The sequence below is a fragment of the Pseudomonas sp. MD195_PC81_125 genome, from assembly GCF_014060985.1.
Lineage (GTDB): Bacteria > Pseudomonadota > Gammaproteobacteria > Pseudomonadales > Pseudomonadaceae > Aquipseudomonas > Aquipseudomonas parakoreensis.
In genome coordinates this window covers 1-14683 of sequence record NZ_JABULD010000587.1, presented here as the reverse complement: position 1 = coordinate 14683, position 14683 = coordinate 1, and the positions used below count along the sequence as shown (strand labels likewise).

18 protein-coding genes and 1 pseudogene are annotated in these 14683 nt (G+C 61.7%); 6 read left to right on the top strand and 13 right to left on the bottom strand.

What is annotated here, in order from left to right:
- Positions 1 to 38 precede the first annotated feature (38 nt).
- Positions 39 to 659: a DUF5666 domain-containing protein gene (locus HT737_RS23850; RefSeq protein ID WP_182404134.1), complete on the bottom strand. Its 621-nt coding sequence runs from the start codon at positions 657 to 659 to the stop codon at positions 39 to 41.
- A gap of 243 nt (positions 660 to 902) precedes the next feature.
- Here HT737_RS23850 and HT737_RS23845 point away from each other — a divergent pair, with 243 nt between their 5' ends.
- Positions 903 to 2090: an MFS transporter gene (locus HT737_RS23845; protein ID WP_047292599.1), complete on the top strand. Its 1188-nt coding sequence runs from the start codon at positions 903 to 905 to the stop codon at positions 2088 to 2090.
- 69 nt (positions 2091 to 2159) lie between these two features.
- On the opposite strand, the gene HT737_RS23840 is transcribed toward HT737_RS23845, so the two are convergent.
- Both HT737_RS23840 and HT737_RS23835 read right to left on the bottom strand, forming a co-directional pair.
- The gene (locus HT737_RS23840) at positions 2160 to 2564 is read right to left on the bottom strand and encodes a type II toxin-antitoxin system HicB family antitoxin (RefSeq protein ID WP_086791488.1); all 405 of its coding nucleotides are present in this window, start codon (positions 2562 to 2564) and stop codon (positions 2160 to 2162) included.
- Entirely contained in the window at positions 2564 to 2776 is a 213-nt protein-coding gene (locus tag HT737_RS23835; protein ID WP_182404133.1) for a type II toxin-antitoxin system HicA family toxin, read from the bottom strand. The genes HT737_RS23840 and HT737_RS23835 overlap by 1 nt, the downstream gene beginning before the upstream one ends.
- 307 nt (positions 2777 to 3083) lie before the next feature.
- Here HT737_RS23835 and HT737_RS23830 point away from each other — a divergent pair.
- The 3 genes and pseudogenes from HT737_RS23830 (at position 3084) to HT737_RS23820 (ending at position 5094) form a co-directional block, all read left to right on the top strand.
- Positions 3084 to 3972, top strand: a pseudogene (locus tag HT737_RS23830) (LysR family transcriptional regulator).
- Positions 3973 to 4054: 82 nt separating this feature from the next.
- The gene (locus HT737_RS23825) at positions 4055 to 4522 is read left to right on the top strand and encodes a helix-turn-helix domain-containing protein (RefSeq protein WP_095667166.1); all 468 of its coding nucleotides are present in this window, start codon (positions 4055 to 4057) and stop codon (positions 4520 to 4522) included.
- A complete protein-coding gene (locus HT737_RS23820; protein WP_182404132.1) occupies positions 4519 to 5094 on the top strand; it encodes a PIN domain-containing protein in 576 nt (191 codons plus the stop codon). The genes HT737_RS23825 and HT737_RS23820 overlap by 4 nt, the downstream gene beginning before the upstream one ends.
- A 58-nt stretch (positions 5095 to 5152) precedes the next feature.
- Here the strand turns inward: HT737_RS23820 and HT737_RS23815 are convergent, their stop codons facing one another.
- The 10 genes from HT737_RS23815 to ccmA all read right to left on the bottom strand — a co-directional run bounded on the left by HT737_RS23815 (position 5153) and on the right by ccmA (position 12534).
- Positions 5153 to 5557 carry a hypothetical protein gene (locus HT737_RS23815; RefSeq protein WP_182404131.1) on the bottom strand — a complete coding sequence of 135 codons (405 nt, stop codon included), beginning with the start codon at positions 5555 to 5557 and terminating at the stop codon, positions 5153 to 5155.
- 27 nt (positions 5558 to 5584) lie between these two features.
- On the bottom strand, positions 5585 to 6787 hold the full coding sequence (gene ccmI / locus HT737_RS23810) for a c-type cytochrome biogenesis protein CcmI (protein ID WP_047292588.1): 1203 nt from the start codon (positions 6785 to 6787) through the stop codon (positions 5585 to 5587).
- Positions 6784 to 7254 (bottom strand): cytochrome c-type biogenesis protein, encoded by a 471-nt coding sequence (locus HT737_RS23805; RefSeq protein WP_108182063.1) that lies wholly within the window; start codon positions 7252 to 7254, stop codon positions 6784 to 6786. Before HT737_RS23805 ends, ccmI begins: the two co-directional genes overlap by 4 nt.
- The gene (locus HT737_RS23800) at positions 7251 to 7787 is read right to left on the bottom strand and encodes a DsbE family thiol:disulfide interchange protein (RefSeq protein WP_041072930.1); all 537 of its coding nucleotides are present in this window, start codon (positions 7785 to 7787) and stop codon (positions 7251 to 7253) included. Before HT737_RS23800 ends, HT737_RS23805 begins: the two co-directional genes overlap by 4 nt.
- Entirely contained in the window at positions 7784 to 9772 is a 1989-nt protein-coding gene (locus HT737_RS23795; protein WP_135295230.1) for a heme lyase CcmF/NrfE family subunit, read from the bottom strand. Before HT737_RS23795 ends, HT737_RS23800 begins: the two co-directional genes overlap by 4 nt.
- Positions 9773 to 9775: 3 nt before the next feature.
- On the bottom strand, positions 9776 to 10231 hold the full coding sequence (gene ccmE, locus HT737_RS23790) for a cytochrome c maturation protein CcmE (RefSeq protein WP_041072935.1): 456 nt from the start codon (positions 10229 to 10231) through the stop codon (positions 9776 to 9778).
- Entirely contained in the window at positions 10228 to 10404 is a 177-nt protein-coding gene (gene ccmD, locus HT737_RS23785) for a heme exporter protein CcmD (RefSeq protein WP_003222944.1), read from the bottom strand. Before ccmD ends, ccmE begins: the two co-directional genes overlap by 4 nt.
- Positions 10401 to 11156 (bottom strand): heme ABC transporter permease, encoded by a 756-nt coding sequence (locus HT737_RS23780; protein ID WP_095667169.1) that lies wholly within the window; start codon positions 11154 to 11156, stop codon positions 10401 to 10403. Before HT737_RS23780 ends, ccmD begins: the two co-directional genes overlap by 4 nt.
- A gap of 77 nt (positions 11157 to 11233) precedes the next feature.
- Complete coding sequence (gene ccmB, locus HT737_RS23775; protein WP_003222942.1) at positions 11234 to 11902, bottom strand: heme exporter protein CcmB; 669 nt, start codon at positions 11900 to 11902, stop codon at positions 11234 to 11236.
- Entirely contained in the window at positions 11899 to 12534 is a 636-nt protein-coding gene (gene ccmA, locus HT737_RS23770; RefSeq protein WP_182404130.1) for a cytochrome c biogenesis heme-transporting ATPase CcmA, read from the bottom strand. The genes ccmB and ccmA overlap by 4 nt, the downstream gene beginning before the upstream one ends.
- Before the next feature lie 197 nt (positions 12535 to 12731).
- Between ccmA and HT737_RS23765 the strand changes: the two genes are divergently transcribed.
- Positions 12732 to 14312 carry a flagellar hook-length control protein FliK gene (locus tag HT737_RS23765; protein WP_182404129.1) on the top strand — a complete coding sequence of 527 codons (1581 nt, stop codon included), beginning with the start codon at positions 12732 to 12734 and terminating at the stop codon, positions 14310 to 14312.
- Entirely contained in the window at positions 14309 to 14638 is a 330-nt protein-coding gene (locus HT737_RS23760) for an EscU/YscU/HrcU family type III secretion system export apparatus switch protein (RefSeq protein ID WP_182404128.1), read from the top strand. Before HT737_RS23765 ends, HT737_RS23760 begins: the two co-directional genes overlap by 4 nt.
- Positions 14639 to 14683: the final 45 nt, after the last annotated feature.

Genomic DNA, 14683 nt, shown 5'->3' with positions numbered 1-14683 from the left:
CAAAGATCAAARGATCGCACCTGCGGCAGCTCCTACAGTTACATCGGCGGCGTGACGCCGTCCTTGCCAGCGGAAATCGATTGCGCGGTCAGCGTGCCGTCCGCGCCTTGCGTGACGAACGTCACGATCTTCACCCCGACCTTGAGCAAACTCCGATCCCCTGGCATCAGGTTGACGATCGGCACGTCCTCCGGCACCAGAATCTTCTGCTGCCCGCCCTTGTAGTTGACGGTCAGCACCCGGCCATTGCTCACCACCAGATCACCGACGCTGCCATTGGTCATGCTGCTGCCCTTGGCCAGGTCGAACGGCCGATGGCCGTCGCCGCTGCCGGCCAGTTCTGGGGGGAATACATGCACTTCCAGCGCCTTGAGCGTACCGTCCTCTTGCGGCATGGCCGCCGAGCCGATGTAACTGCCGGGTTTGATGTCCTCGATATTGGCCAGGGTGACGGCGCGCACTTTGGTGTCAGCGGTCAATTGAATCACCACGTTCTCGCCGCTGTTGACGTGGACTTTCAACGAGTCAGCGCTGACTCCGGTGATCTCGCCGCGTACGCCGATCCGCATCCCCGGGGCATCCGCAGCCTGTACTGCGCTGGCGCCAAGCAGACCGATCAGGACAATCGTGGTGATGTGACGCAGCAGCCGACGCAACATGGCAATCCTCCGTTGGTAAACAGTTGAACAGCAGCGGTAAACATAAGCACGCTATCGAAGAAGATGTAAGTGAATGTATCATCGACGCTCTCCGGCCGGACGCAAGGTTCGCCGATGGACGACACCGCGCTTGAAGCCAATCATTCCGCAACGGAATAACTGCTATCGATACAAGGCTTCTACCGCCACGTCGGTGCGTCCCTTAGCCTCACCGCATTCCCTTTCGCTGGATCGAGAAACCTTATGAACGCTACAACTCACGCAATGACCCGAGGCATGGTGCTGCTGTTCGCCTTCTGCTGCGGTGCCATCGTCGCCAACATCTACTACGCGCAACCGATCATTGGTCTGATCGCGCCGGACATCGGCCTCTCCGACACCATGGCCAGCTTCATCGTCTCGCTGACACAGATCGGTTATGCGCTGGGTCTGTTTTTCCTGGTGCCGCTGGGCGACCTGCTGGAAAACCGCCGACTGATGATCATCACCACCGTGGTGGCCATTGCCAGCCTGCTCGGCGCGGCGTTCACCAGTCAGCCGAATGTGTTCTTGCTGATCTCGTTGCTGGTGGGCTTCAGTTCGGTGTCGGTGCAGATCCTGATTCCGCTGGCTGCACATCTGGCGCCGGAAGAATCCCGTGGCCGGGTGGTCGGCGGGATCATGGGTGGCTTGCTGTTGGGCATCCTGCTGGCAAGACCGGTATCGAGCGTCGTCGCTGACCATTTCGGCTGGCGCGCGATGTTCATGATTGCTGCGGCGTTGATGGCAGCGATCAGCGTGGTGCTGGCGCTGACCGTGCCCAAACGTCAACCGGATCACAGCGCCACATACGGCCAACTGATCGGCTCATTGTGGACATTGCTGCGCCAGCAACCGGTGCTGCGTCAGCGCGCGTTTTATCAGGGTTGCATGTTCGCCACCTTCAGCCTGTTCTGGACCGCCGTGCCGTTGGAGCTGGCGCGTAACCATGGCCTGTCGCAGAGCGAGATCGCGATCTTCGCCCTGGTCGGCGCCATCGGTGCCATCGCCGCGCCGATCAGCGGACGCCTGGCGGACGCCGGCCACACCCGCATCGCCTCGCTGCTGGCCATGCTGTTCGCCAGCCTGAGCTTCCTGCCCGCCTTCATCCACCCGGCCTACAGCGTCATCGGCCTGGCCGTGACCGGCGTGGTCCTGGATTTCTGCGTGCAGATGAACATGGTCCTCGGCCAACGTGCGGTCTATTCGCTGGACGCCAAAAGCCGTGGTCGCCTGAATGCGCTGTACATGACCAGCATCTTCATCGGCGGCGCCTTCGGCTCGTCGGTCGCCAGTGCGGTGTATGAGCATGGCGGCTGGTTGTGGATCGTGATTGTCGGCAGCGCCTTCCCGCTGCTGGCGCTGGTGCGGTTTTTGAGTGCTTCGCAACGTGGTTCATTGGCAACCGCTTAAGACGTCAAAAGCATCGCAAGCAGGTTCGCTCCCACAGGTTGTTCACCGGCCCCATGGGAGCGATGACGCTCAATACCGAACCAGTTTCTCCATCGCCGCATCCGCCAGAAACGAAGAACGGCTTTTGACATTGTGTTCACGCACATAGCGATCAATGCGCTGGATCACATAGCCTGGCAACGTCACGTTGACCTTCTCTGTCTTGCCCATGTACGGCGAGATATCCAGCTCAAGCATGCCCCAGCCCATGTCGGCAAACTCCGGGTTATTGCGATGGGTCGCTGCCGACGTCGGCATGGGAATCGATTCGCCGTCTGCCGCCATCTCCTGCAGCATGAGATGGGCGACTTCAACGGCTGCGTTGTAAGCGTCCTCGAAGGTATCCCCAGCCGTGACGGCGCCGGGAATGTCGGGTATCTGAATACCGATGGCGGTGTCGTCGTCACCCCATTCGATGCAGATCGGATATTGCATTATGGATCTCCCTTGCAGCTGGCTGGCGGGTGGTGCAACCCGGCACGCCTCCTGATGCTTTTGACCGTCCCCAGCGGCAAATCCTTTTTCGGGTGGGGAACGGGAATGGTGTACGGGTTGTAACGATGCCTGAAGATGTGATGACTGCCGGTGACTCGATCCAGCGTCCAGCCTGCCTCCTCCAGCTCCTTGATCAATAGCCTGCTTTGCACCTACCGCCTCCTTGCTCCGGCCGAATAAAAGTAACTCTAGAGTTATCTTTACTCAAGCACATGAATCTGCAGAACGACGTTCGGTTGTTTTACCGCATGTGATCGATGGCACAGTCTTGTCCACGGATTAAACTCAGCGACTCGCAAAACTACATCCTGGCCAACACCCTGTTCCCCTGTGGGAGCGAGCCTGCTCGCGAAAGCGGTCTGATATTCAACAAATGTGCTGGCTGATCCGACGCCTTCGCGAGCAAGCTCGCTCCCACAGGGCTCCTCTGAATGCTTGAAGATTGCACAAGGACCTGAGATGGACCGCCTCGCCGCCATGGAAACCTTCGTCTGCGTCGTCGAAACCGGCTCGTTTTCCGCCGCCGCGCGACGCTTGAATATCGGCCAGCCCGCCGTGTCGAAAACCATCGCTCAGCTGGAAAAGCGCCTGGCGGTCAGCCTGTTGCTGCGCTCGACCCGTGGCCTGACGCCAACCGAAGCCGGCCTGGCGTTTTTTGAGCGAGCCAGACGCGCCCATCGATGAAGCCAACGAAGCCGATAACGCCGCCCGTGGCAGCGCCGGCGGTTTGCGCGGCAACCTGCGGATCAGCGCGGCGGTGACTTTCGGACGCCTGCATGTGGTGCCGCAACTGGGGGCGTTTCTCGCTCAGCATCCGCACCTGAACATCGACCTGATGCTCGATGACCGCAACATCAATCTGGTCGAAGAAGGCATCGACGTCGCCCTGCGCATGGGGCCGCTCAGTGACTCCAGCCTCACCGCGCGCAAAATCGCCGACTGCCGCCGCGTGGTGCTCGGCAGCCCGGCCTACTTCGCCCGCCACGGTGAGCCGTGCTGCCCGACCGATCTGAATCAGCATCAAGGCATTGTCTACAACCTCAGCGGCGGCGCCACCTGGACCTTCACCAAAGGCCGCGAACAGCAGACACAAACCTTGACCGGCCGCCTGCGGGTCAGCGCCGCCGAGGGTTTGCGCGCAGCCGTGCTGGCCGATCAGGGCCTGACCATCGCCTCGCAATGGATGTTCGCCCCGGAGCTGGCAAGCGGCGCGGTCAGGGCGGTGATGGATGATTGGCGTTTGCCGGATCAGGATTTATGGGCGGTGTTCCCCACGGGTCGGATGGTCAGTGCGAAGGCGCGGGCGTTTGTGGAGTACATGGAAAACTTGCTGACACACCTGAACTGAACCAGCGCCCGTTTCGTTTATTGCGTTTTTCGTTTAATTCGAATAACGTTCCAGCATCTTATTCAGAATGCTGGAATTCATTATGTCGATTGTCCTCCACCCCTCTCTCAACCTCCCGGTGGAGCGCGAAGTCCAAGCCGCCATCGAAGGCAAACGCGCGCTCGCCGCCTATCTGGCGACCCAATTCGAAACACAGCACATCCAGATTTTTGACGAACAGAACCAGGCGCATCAGGTCGAGCTTCCGACGTCGGCACTGCGGCTACTGATGGATATTCTGGCGGAGCTGGCTGAAGGAAACGCCGTCAAAGTCGTACCGGTGCATGCCGAACTGACCACTCAGGAGGCCGCCGACCTGCTCAATGTCTCACGCCCGCACCTGATAAAACTGCTGGAAAGCGGCGAGTTGTCCTACCACAAAACCGGCAAGCACCGACGTGTGCGTTTCGCCGATTTGATGGACTATAAAACCCGGCGCGATACCGCCAGCGAGCAGGCAATGGCGCTTCTCGCGGAGCAGGCACAGGCTTTAAGGACAGGATACGAGTGAGGCATTCCCCTTTCACCGCTGTATACGATGCATGTGTTTTGTACCCCGCCCCGCTTAGAGACTTGCTGATGTGGCTCGCGCTTTCGGGGCGATTTCGAGCCCGATGGACCCAGGAGATTCACGGCGAATGGAAACGCAATTTATTGAAGAAGCGAACCGATCTGACGATGGAGCAACTGGATCGCACGTCCGAGCTTATGGATCGTGCGATACCCGATGCCTGTGTCTGTGACTATGAAGCGCTGATCACCGGGCTTTCCCTGCCCGATCCCAACGACCGCCATGTATTGGCTGCAGCCATACGCTGCGGCGCTGGGGTGATCGTGACATTCAACCTGAAAGATTTTCCCGATACCTGCCTCGCCCCCTATGGCGTCGAGGCCCAACACCCAGATGAGTTTGTCGAGAACCTGTTTCACCTTAATCCGGCAGCTGTTATCGCTGCGGCGCAACGACAGCGCCAACAACTGAAATTTCCGCCAATGGAGATCGAGCCGTTCCTTGACCTTTTGCGGCGCCAGGGATTGGTTGAGTCAGTTCGGGCGCTTAGCGCCTACCGTGCGATGCTCTGAATACTCGTTTTGGAACACCAGACAAACAAACGGCGATCCAAAGATCGCCGCGTGCTCATCACTGCCCGAACTGTTTGCCCAACCCCGGCGGCACGCCGTGGATGTCGGTGTCTTCCCACGGGCCGTTGGGGCTGATCGAGCGGGTCCAGCCGTTGTTCCAGCGGAAGTAGGTGCGCTGGCGGTAGAAGGTGTTGGGCTGGTTGTCGAGGACGTAGACGCCGAGTTTCTGGTCCCAGTGGCTGTTGCCGCCCGGTGGCGGGGCGAAACTGGCTGAGGTGCGCGGGACTGGCTTGGACGGTTTAGCCGGGATGCTCTTGCCTGGTGTCGGCGAGGTCGACGGGGTCGGGCTCGGTTGTGACGGCGGGATGGGTGGCAGGTTGGTGGTCGGTTCCGGTCGGTGCACCGCACATGCGCTCATGCTCAAGGCCAATGTAATGACGGTGATGCGGGCGAGGCTGTGCATGGCGGTGCTTTCCTGTGGGTTCCGGGGTTATTGGTCCGGGCTGTCAATGGTCAGTGTTTGCGGCGCGGTGGTGCTGCTGGCCAGCGGGCCGCTGCGACCCACCCACTCCCCGGCGGTCGGTTGACCGGCGCGGGAGATGCGCGCAACCAGTTGGACTTCAGGAAAGTTCGACAGTTTCAACTGCGGCATCATCGCGTCGGCATCGCCCAGTTCGACGGTCACCGGCAGGTCCGCCACGGTCAGGCGCTTGGCCGCCAACGGTGCCGGCGGGCCGGAAACGGCACGGGCGAAGATGAACACGCTGTCGCCCGGTTGCACCTTGCCTTTGAGTTCGCTGGCCAGATCGACGCGCACCTTGAGCAGCGCGGCAACCTTGGCGGCCGGTGCGGCGGCGACCTTGCCGCCGCTGGCTTCAAGCCGTTCAGTGGCGCGGTTGATGCCGCCCTGCAGGGCTTCGCGGGACTTGTCGTCCTCTGGCAATTGCGCCAGCAGGCGATTCCAATAGTCGATGGCCTGCTGATAACGCTCGCCTTCAAACGCGGCGATGCCGAGCAGGCCGAGGCTGGTGACTTCTTTCGGGTCGGCTTTCAGCGCTTCGTCGGTCAGGGCCTGGAGCTTGTCCGACCATTTTTTACCGTCGGCAAAATACTGCGCCTGTGCCCACTGCCCGAGCAGCTCCGGCTGGCGACCGGCAAGGTTGGCCGCGCGTTCGAACATCTTCGCCGCGTCCGCCGGGCGATCCTGGGCCATGTAGGTGCGACCGAGGAAGTACAGACCTTCCGCCGAATCCGGTTGCGCGGCGACGGCTCGTTCCAGACGCCGGGTCATCTCTTCCATCGACTGCGGCGCCTGGGCGAACTCGCGGGTCAGCTCGACCTTGTCCGCAGCACCGAAATGCAGGTACAGCCCCAGGCCCAACACCGGCACCAGCACCGCTGCCAACAACGGCAACGGCTTGCCCAGTTTCGACACACGCGGTGCGGCAACGCCCTCGGTATCGGCGAGCAGTTCACGCGCCGCTTCCGCACGACCGCTGTCCATTTGCGCCGCATCGAGCACGCCTTCGGCCTGCTGCGCTTGCAGTTCGGCGACGCGTTCCTGATACAGCGCGACGTTCAGAGCAGTCCGATCCTCTTCACGCTGGGCGCGACGGCCACGCAAAACCGGAATCAGCAGAAAACTCAGGGCGACCAGAAGCAACAGCCCTGCGGCAAGCCAGAAATCAATCATTCTTGGTTTTTATCCAACAGTTGGTCGAGGCGCTGACGTTCTTCGGTGGACAGCGATGACGGGGTTTCGGCGCGCTGACCGCGACGACGGCGCACGATCAGCACAATCACTACCAGACCGCCAAGCAGCAGCCCGGCCGGGCCGAACCACAGCAGCGCAGTCTTGGCGTTGAGCGCCGGTTTGTAGCGGACGAAATCACCGTAGCGATCAACCATGAAATCGATGATCTGCTGATTGTCCTTGCCCTCGCCGAGCATGCGGAAAATCTCTTTACGCAGGTCAGCGGCAATCGGTGCGTTGGAGTCGGCGATGTCCTGGTTCTGGCACTTGGGACAGCGCAGTTCCTTGGTCAACTCGCGGAAACGCTCGCGATCGCCTTCCTTGGCGAACTCGTAGGTGTCGATCGCGGCATGCGCCATACCGGCCAGACTCAGGCCCAAGACCACGGCAGCGATAAAGCGCTTCATGGCTTGGCCTCATCGACCAGCGCCTGATACTTGGCTGCGAGTTTTTCGCGCCAGACCTGTTCGTCGATCACCCCGACGTACTTGTCGCGGATGATGCCCTTGGCGTCGATAAAGAAGGTTTCCGGCGCGCCGTACACGCCGAGGTTGAGGCCCAGCGAACCTTCATCGTCACGGATGTCCAGCAGGTACGGGTTGTGGAATTCGGCCAGCCACTTCAACGCATCGGCGTTGGTGTCCTTGTAGTTGATGCCGTAGATCACCACGCCGCGCTCGGCCAGTTTATTCAGCACCGGGTGCTCGACCCGGCAGGAAATGCACCAGGTGCCCCAGACGTTGACCAGTGCCGGTTTGCCGAGGATGTCGGCCTTGGTCAGGGTCTTGTCGCCCTGCACATTCGGCAGGCTGAATTCCGGGAAGGGCTTGTTGATCATCGCCGACGGCAGTTCCGCCGGATCGAGGTACAGACCGCGATAAAGAAACACCGCCACCAGCAGGAAAATCGCCAGGGGTACCAGCATCAACCAACGTCTCATGCAGCCGCTCCTTGCAGGCCGAGGGCTTCACGCACCCGGGCTTTGACCTTGACTCGATAACGCCGATCCAGCGCCGCCAGCAATCCGCCCAGACCGGTCAGCAGACCACCAAACCAGATCCAGCGCACGAACGGTTTGACGTGAACCCGCACCGCCCACGCGCCGTTTTCCAGCGGCTCGCCTAGGGCGACATAGAGATCGCGAGTGAAACCGGCGTCGATCCCGGCCTCGGTCATCATCGAACTCTGCACGGTGTACAGGCGTTTTTCCGGGTGCAACACGCTGACTTCCTTGCCGTCGCGGATCACCCGGATGGTGCCCTTGTCGGAGGTGAAGTTCGGCCCCTCGAAGTGCTTGGCGCCTTCGAAGATGAAGTGATAACCGGCCAGGTCCATCGACTCGCCCGGCGCCAGACGCAGGTCGCGTTCGGCACTGTTCTGGCTCGACAGCACTACACCGAGGGCGCACACGGCGATGCCCAGGTGCGCGATCTGCATGCCCCAGTAGCTGCGGGTCAAGGTTGGCAGGCCTTTGATCAGGCCCTTGTGGCGAGTCTTGTCGAAGATGTCGCGCACACCGGCGAGCAGCACCCACGCAGCAAGCAGGAACGTCGCGATCACCGCCCAGTTGAAATCGCCGTAAGCGACACCGGCCACCACCGCCAACGCGACGCTGCCCAGCAGCACCGGGGTCAGCATGTTCGCCAGCCACTTCACCGGCGTGTCTTTCCAGCGCACGATCACGCCGACCGCCATCACCAGCATCAGCAACGCCATCAACGGAATGAACAACGCGTTGAAGTACGGCGGGCCGACCGAGAGCTTGGCGCCGCTGATCGCATCGAGAATCAGCGGATACAGGGTGCCGAGCAGAATCATCGACGCCGCCACCACCAGCACCAGGTTGTTGCCCAGCAGCAGGGTTTCCCGCGACCACAGGTTGAAGCCGACCTGGCTCTTGACCACTGGCGCGCGCAACGCAAACAACGTCAGCGAACCACCGACCACGAACAGCAGGAAGATCAGGATGAACACGCCGCGCTCAGGGTCGGAAGCAAACGCGTGCACCGAAGTCAGCACGCCGGAGCGCACGAGGAAGGTACCGAGCAGGCTCAACGAAAATGCGGCAATCGCCAGCAACACCGTCCAGCTCTTGAACACCCCACGTTTTTCCGTGACGGCCAGCGAGTGGATCAACGCGGTGCCGACCAGCCAGGGCATGAACGAGGCGTTTTCCACCGGGTCCCAGAACCACCAGCCGCCCCAGCCGAGTTCGTAGTAGGCCCACCACGAACCGAGGGTGATGCCGATGCCGAGGAACGCCCAGGCGACAATCGTCCACGGCCGCGACCAGCGTGCCCACGCGGCGTCGAGACGACCACCGAGCAGTGCGGCGATGGCGAAGGCAAACGCTACCGAGAAACCCACATACCCCATATAGAGCATCGGCGGATGCACGATCAGTCCGATGTCCTGCAGCAGCGGATTGAGGTCACGACCGTCGGCCGGAATCTGCGGCAGGATCCGCGAAAACGGGTTGGAGGTGAGGATCAGAAACAGCAGGAAACCGGTGCTGATCATGCCCATCACCGCCAGTACGCGAGCGAGCATGACTTGCGGCAGCTGCCGGGAGAACACCGACACGGCGAAGGTCCAGCCACCGAGGATCAATGCCCACAGCAGCAGCGACCCTTCGTGGGCGCCCCATACCGCGCTGAACTTGTAGTACCACGGCAAGGCGCTGTTGGAGTTCATCGCCACGTAACCGACCGAAAAATCGTCGGTCATGAACGCGTAGGTCAGGCAACCGAAGGCAAACAGCAAGAACGCAAACTGGCCCCACGCCGCCGGCTGGGCCAGGCCCATCCACATACGATCGCCGCGCCACGCACCGAACAGCGGCACCACGGCCTGCACCAGCGCGAAACACAGCGCCAGAATCATCGCCAGATGGCCGAGCTCGGGAATAAACAGTGCAGACGTCATCAATCAACCCTCCTTCGCTGGGGTCGGTGCCGATTGACCACTGTCTTTCAGCGCTTTGGTCACTTCCGGCGGCATGTACTTCTCGTCGTGCTTGGCCAGCACTTCATCGGCCACCACCACGCCGTCGGCGTTGAGTTTGCCCAGGGCGACGATGCCCTGCCCTTCGCGGAACAGATCCGGGAGGATCCCGCGGTAGGTGATGGTCACGGCTTTGTTGAAGTCGGTGACGACGAATTTGACGTCCAGCGAGTCCGGCGAACGTTGCAGCGAGCCCTTCTCGACCATGCCGCCAGCGCGGATGCGCGTGTCGTGCGGCGCTTCGCCGTTGGCAATCTGGGTCGGCGTGTAAAACAGGTTGATGTTTTCCTGCAGGGCGCTGAGGGCCAGGCCGACGGCAGCGCCGACCCCGACCAGAATCGCCAGAATGAGGGTCAGACGTTTTTTGCGCAGCGGATTCACTTGCCGTTCTCCCGGCGCAGACGACGCGCCTCTTGTTGCAGATAGCGCTTGCGGGCCGCAATCGGTGCGACCACGTTGAGGATCAGTACTGCCAGACAGATGCCGTAGGCCGACCAGACATACAGGCCGTGGTGGCCCATGGCGAGGAAGTCGCCAAATGAAGCGAAACTCATCGCACGGCCTCCAGGCTGTTCTGCACTTCTTCTTTGACCCAACTGGCGCGCGCTTCGCGCTTGAGCACTTCAAGGCGCATGCGCAGCAACAGCACGGCACCGAAGAAGCAGTAGAACCCCAGCACCGTCAGCAACAGCGGCAGCCACATTTCAGCGGGCATCGCCGGTTTTTCCGTAAGGGTGAAGGTCGCGCCCTGGTGCAGGGTGTTCCACCACTCCACCGAGTACTTGATGATCGGAATGTTGATCACTCCGACAATCGCCAGCACCGCGCAGGCCTTGGCGGCGCTGTCGCGATTGCTGATCGCGTTGCCCAGCGCAATCACCCCGAAATACAGGAACAGCAGAATCAGCATCGACGTCAGCCGCGCATCCCAGACCCACCACGAGCCCCAGGTCGGCTTGCCCCAGATCGCCCCGGTGACCAGCGCCACGGCGGTCATCCACGCGCCGATCGGCGCGGCGCATTGCAGGGCGACGTCGGCCAGTTTCATCTTCCACACCAGGCCGACCACGCCGCACACCGCCAGCATCACGTAGATCGACTGCGCGAGCATCGCCGCCGGCACGTGAATATAGATGATGCGAAAGCTGTTGCCCTGCTGATAGTCCGGCGGCGCGAAGGCCAGGCCCCAGACCACGCCAATGCTGATCAGCAGCAACGCTGCGATGCTCAACCACGGCAGGAACTTGCTGCTGATGCCGTAGAACCACTTGGGCGAGCCGAGCTTGTGAAACCAGGTCCAGTTCATACTGTTTCCATCACGGTGCCGCTCATCGATGTGAGCGGTCTCAGGGTCTTTGCTGGTTAATTTTTAACCAGACCTCATTATTCGCCGACGCTGATCTTCAGGCCAGCCGCTATTGCAAAAGGTGTCAGGGTGATCGCCAGGGCAGTCAGGCTACCCAGCCACAGCAGATACCCGGTCGCCGGCATGCCTTGCAACGCGGCCTGCAAGGCGCCACTGCCAAGGATCAACACCGGGATGTACAACGGCAGAATCAGCAACGCCAGCAACAGGCCGCCGCGTTTCAGACCGACCGTCAGCGCCGCACCCACCGCACCGAGCAAGCTCAGCACCGGGGTACCCAGCAGTAACGACAACAGCAACACCGGCAGGCAGGCGACCGGCAAACCGAGCATCAACGCCAGCAACGGCGAGAGCAGAACCAGTGCCAGTCCCGAGAACAGCCAGTGTGCCAGCACCTTGGCCAGCACCAGTAGGGGCAGCGGGTGCGGCGAAAGGACCCACTGTTCCAGGGAGCCATCTTCGAAATCACTGCGAAACAATCCGTCCAGCGACAGCAGGACCGACAACAGCGCGGCCACCCAGACTAACCCCGGGGACAGGTTTTGCAAGACTTGAGTTTCCGGGCCGACGGCCAGCGGGAACAATGCGATGACGATGGCGAAGAAAATCAGCGGATTGGCCAGTTCTGCCGGGCGGCGAAACAGCAGGCGGGACTCACGGGCAACCAGCAGGCCGAACACACTCATACTGCCCAGTTCCCCAGATCGATATCGAGATAACCGGCCGGCATCCGGCTCAGCGTGTGGTGCGTGGTCAGCACCACCAGACCGCCGCGTTCACAGTGCCCGGCCAGGTGCTCTTCAAGTTGCGCCACGCCCTGTTTGTCGAGCGCAGTGAACGGCTCGTCGAGAATCCACAGCGGCGGGCTGTCCAGATACAGCCGCGCCAGTGCCACGCGGCGTTGCTGACCGGCGGACAGGGTGTGGCAGGGAACATCTTCGAAACCGCGCAATCCTACGGCAGCCAATGCTTGCCAGATCGCCTCGCGCGCGGCGGGTCGATGCAGGGCGCAGAGCCAGGACAGGTTCTCTTCCGGGGTCAGCAGGTCCTTGATCCCGGCGGCGTGACCGATCCACAACAGGTTGCGCGCCAGTTCGCTCGGTTGTGCGGTCAAAGGCTGACCGTTGAGCAGCACCTGACCGCTGGTCGGCTGCATCAGCCCGGACAACAGGCGCAGCAGGCTGGTCTTGCCGCTGCCGTTGGGGCCGCTGATCTGCACCATATCGCCACTGGCCAGTCTTAATTCGAGATTTTCGAAGAGCAGCCGCAGGTCTCGCTCGCAGGCAAGGGCAACGGTTTGCAGGACAGGACTGGTCAAGGGATCACGGGCCTTATACGGTTCAAGTCGGCTCTGGCGCGGCCGTTAAAGAGATGCAGGATAAATGCAATGACGGTGCGAACCAGAGAGCTGGATCAAACAATTGCTATGTTTTCTGAACGAAGCGCAAGACGCGCGGCATTATACATGGCGTGCCTTACTCCCAAGAGCGCAATTTCCTCAGGTTGTGTCCGCGTATGACAGGCGAAATGAACATCCTCCCGCTTCCGCCCACCACCCCGGCGAACACGCGCCCGCTGGTGATGAGCGGTGAGTTGCTCAAGCTGCTGACCCCGGTCGAAGGCTTGATCGGTGCCGGGCAAAGCGCTCAGGCCGAGGTGTTGTCACTCAAGCAGGCGGATCAGACTTTCCAACTGCTGCTCAAGGTGACCGTCGACGGCGGCCGCCAGACCACCGTGCAAGCCAGCAGCAACCTGCCGTTGCCGACCGGCACCAACCTGGCGGTTACTCAGCCATCGGCGGGCAATCTGGCGATCACCGTGCAACAGGCGATTGCCAGCAGCGTCGCCGCCCTCACCCGCATCGATACCGCGCAGTTGCCGGTCGGCACACTGCTGCAAGGCAAGGTGCTGACCTCGCAGACACTGCCGCAAGTGCCGGGGCAGCCGACGGTGTACCGCTCGCTGGTCAGTCTGCTCAACACCGCGCAACGTGGCGCCACGCTGGACATCGACAGCCCGACGCCGCTGCGCATCGGCACCCTGCTCTCGGCACTGGTCGAGGATTCGCAAACCCTCAAGTTCGTGCCGCTGAGCAGCCGTCAGGAGCAATTGGCGGTGAGCCAGCAACTGCTCGGCCAGCAGAGTCGCCAAGGCTCGCTGGACGGTTTGCTCAACGCCTTGCAGAACTTGCCGGCCGACGACGATCAGACCTCGCAGGATCTGCGCGCTGCCGTCGTGCGTCTGCTTGCCAATCTGCCCGATGTACAGCAGATGAGCAGCGCCAAAGGCGTGGCCCTGGCCCTGGCCAACAGTGGCGCCTTCCTCGAAGCCAAATTGCTCAGCGGACAGAATCCGGCGCTGGCCCCGGACATGAAAGCCGATCTGCTCAAGCTGATCGCGCAACTGTCGCCGGGTGTGCCAGGCAATGCCAGTTTCAACGCGATCATCGCCGCCAACACCTTGGCGCAAGCGCTACCGAGTTTCGTGCGCAACGCCCTCGGCACCCTGGGTCAGGTCAGCGCCAAACCCGTGCCGAGCAGTTTCCCGCTGCCCGACCGCCTGCTGCAAAGCCTGGACGGCGAAGGCGATCTGGAACATCTGCTGCGCCTCGCCGCCGCCGCCGTGTCGCGCCTGCAAAGCCATCAGTTGTCGAGTCTGGAACAGACCGGGGTCACCGATGACGGCCGCCTGCTCAGCACCTGGCAGCTGGAAATCCCCATGCGCAACCTGCAGGACATCGTGCCGTTGCAGGTCAAGTTCCAGCGCGAAGAAGCGCCGGAAAGAGAACCGCAACCCAACGAACGCCGCGACGAGCGCGAACCCAGACAACAACTGTGGCGCGTCGATCTGGCGTTCGACATGGAGCCGTTGGGGCCGATGCAGATTCAGGCGCAGCTGATTGCCGGCAGCCTGTCGAGTCAGCTCTGGGCCGAACGCCCATACACCGCCGACCTGATCGAAACCAACCTGTTCGCGCTGCGCCAGCGTCTGCTTGATCGCGGGCTGAACGTCGGTGATCTCGACTGCCACCTCGGCACCCCGCCGCAAGGCAATCAAACCCGTCTCGAACACCGCTGGGTCGACGAAACCGCATGAACGATTCCACTGCTCCACGTCAGGCCATCGCCCTCAAATACGACGGCAACCACGCCCCGACCCTCACCGCCAAGGGCGACGAAGAACTGGCCGAAGAAATCCTGCGCATTGCCCGCGACTGTGAAGTGCCGATCTATGAAAACGCCGAGCTGGTGCGCCTGTTGGCGCGAATGCAGCTGGGCGACAGCATCCCCGAAGAGCTGTACCGCACGATTGCCGAGATCATCGCGTTTGCATGGAATCTGAAGGGGAAATTCCCCGAGGGACAGGATCCGGATGCGCCGATGGTCGAGAAGGACATCACCGCACGCGGGGATGATTATTGAGCCTTGAAAGCAAAAGATCGCAGCCTGCGGCAGCTCCTACAGGGA

What these genes read in the sequence shown, in the direction of transcription:
- HT737_RS23845 (WP_047292599.1), top strand. Translation starts at nt 903, where the DNA reads ATGAACGCTACAACTCACGCAATGACCCGAGGCATGGTGCTGCTGTTC.
- HT737_RS23765 (WP_182404129.1), top strand. Translation starts at nt 12,732, where the DNA reads ATGACAGGCGAAATGAACATCCTCCCGCTTCCGCCCACCACCCCGGCG.
- HT737_RS23805 (WP_108182063.1), bottom strand. Translation starts at nt 7,254, where the DNA reads ATGAAGCGCTTTATCGCTGCCGTGGTCTTGGGCCTGAGTCTGGCCGGT.
- ccmB (WP_003222942.1), bottom strand. Translation starts at nt 11,902, where the DNA reads ATGAGTGTGTTCGGCCTGCTGGTTGCCCGTGAGTCCCGCCTGCTGTTT.
- HT737_RS23800 (WP_041072930.1), bottom strand. Translation starts at nt 7,787, where the DNA reads ATGAGACGTTGGTTGATGCTGGTACCCCTGGCGATTTTCCTGCTGGTG.
- HT737_RS23850 (WP_182404134.1), bottom strand. Translation starts at nt 659, where the DNA reads ATGTTGCGTCGGCTGCTGCGTCACATCACCACGATTGTCCTGATCGGT.
- ccmI (WP_047292588.1), bottom strand. Translation starts at nt 6,787, where the DNA reads ATGATTGATTTCTGGCTTGCCGCAGGGCTGTTGCTTCTGGTCGCCCTG.
- HT737_RS23825 (WP_095667166.1), top strand. Translation starts at nt 4,055, where the DNA reads ATGTCGATTGTCCTCCACCCCTCTCTCAACCTCCCGGTGGAGCGCGAA.
- HT737_RS23760 (WP_182404128.1), top strand. Translation starts at nt 14,309, where the DNA reads ATGAACGATTCCACTGCTCCACGTCAGGCCATCGCCCTCAAATACGAC.
- HT737_RS23795 (WP_135295230.1), bottom strand. Translation starts at nt 9,772, where the DNA reads ATGACGTCTGCACTGTTTATTCCCGAGCTCGGCCATCTGGCGATGATT.
- HT737_RS23780 (WP_095667169.1), bottom strand. Translation starts at nt 11,156, where the DNA reads ATGAACTGGACCTGGTTTCACAAGCTCGGCTCGCCCAAGTGGTTCTAC.
- HT737_RS23840 (WP_086791488.1), bottom strand. Translation starts at nt 2,564, where the DNA reads ATGCAATATCCGATCTGCATCGAATGGGGTGACGACGACACCGCCATC.
- ccmD (WP_003222944.1), bottom strand. Translation starts at nt 10,404, where the DNA reads ATGAGTTTCGCTTCATTTGGCGACTTCCTCGCCATGGGCCACCACGGC.
- HT737_RS23815 (WP_182404131.1), bottom strand. Translation starts at nt 5,557, where the DNA reads ATGCACAGCCTCGCCCGCATCACCGTCATTACATTGGCCTTGAGCATG.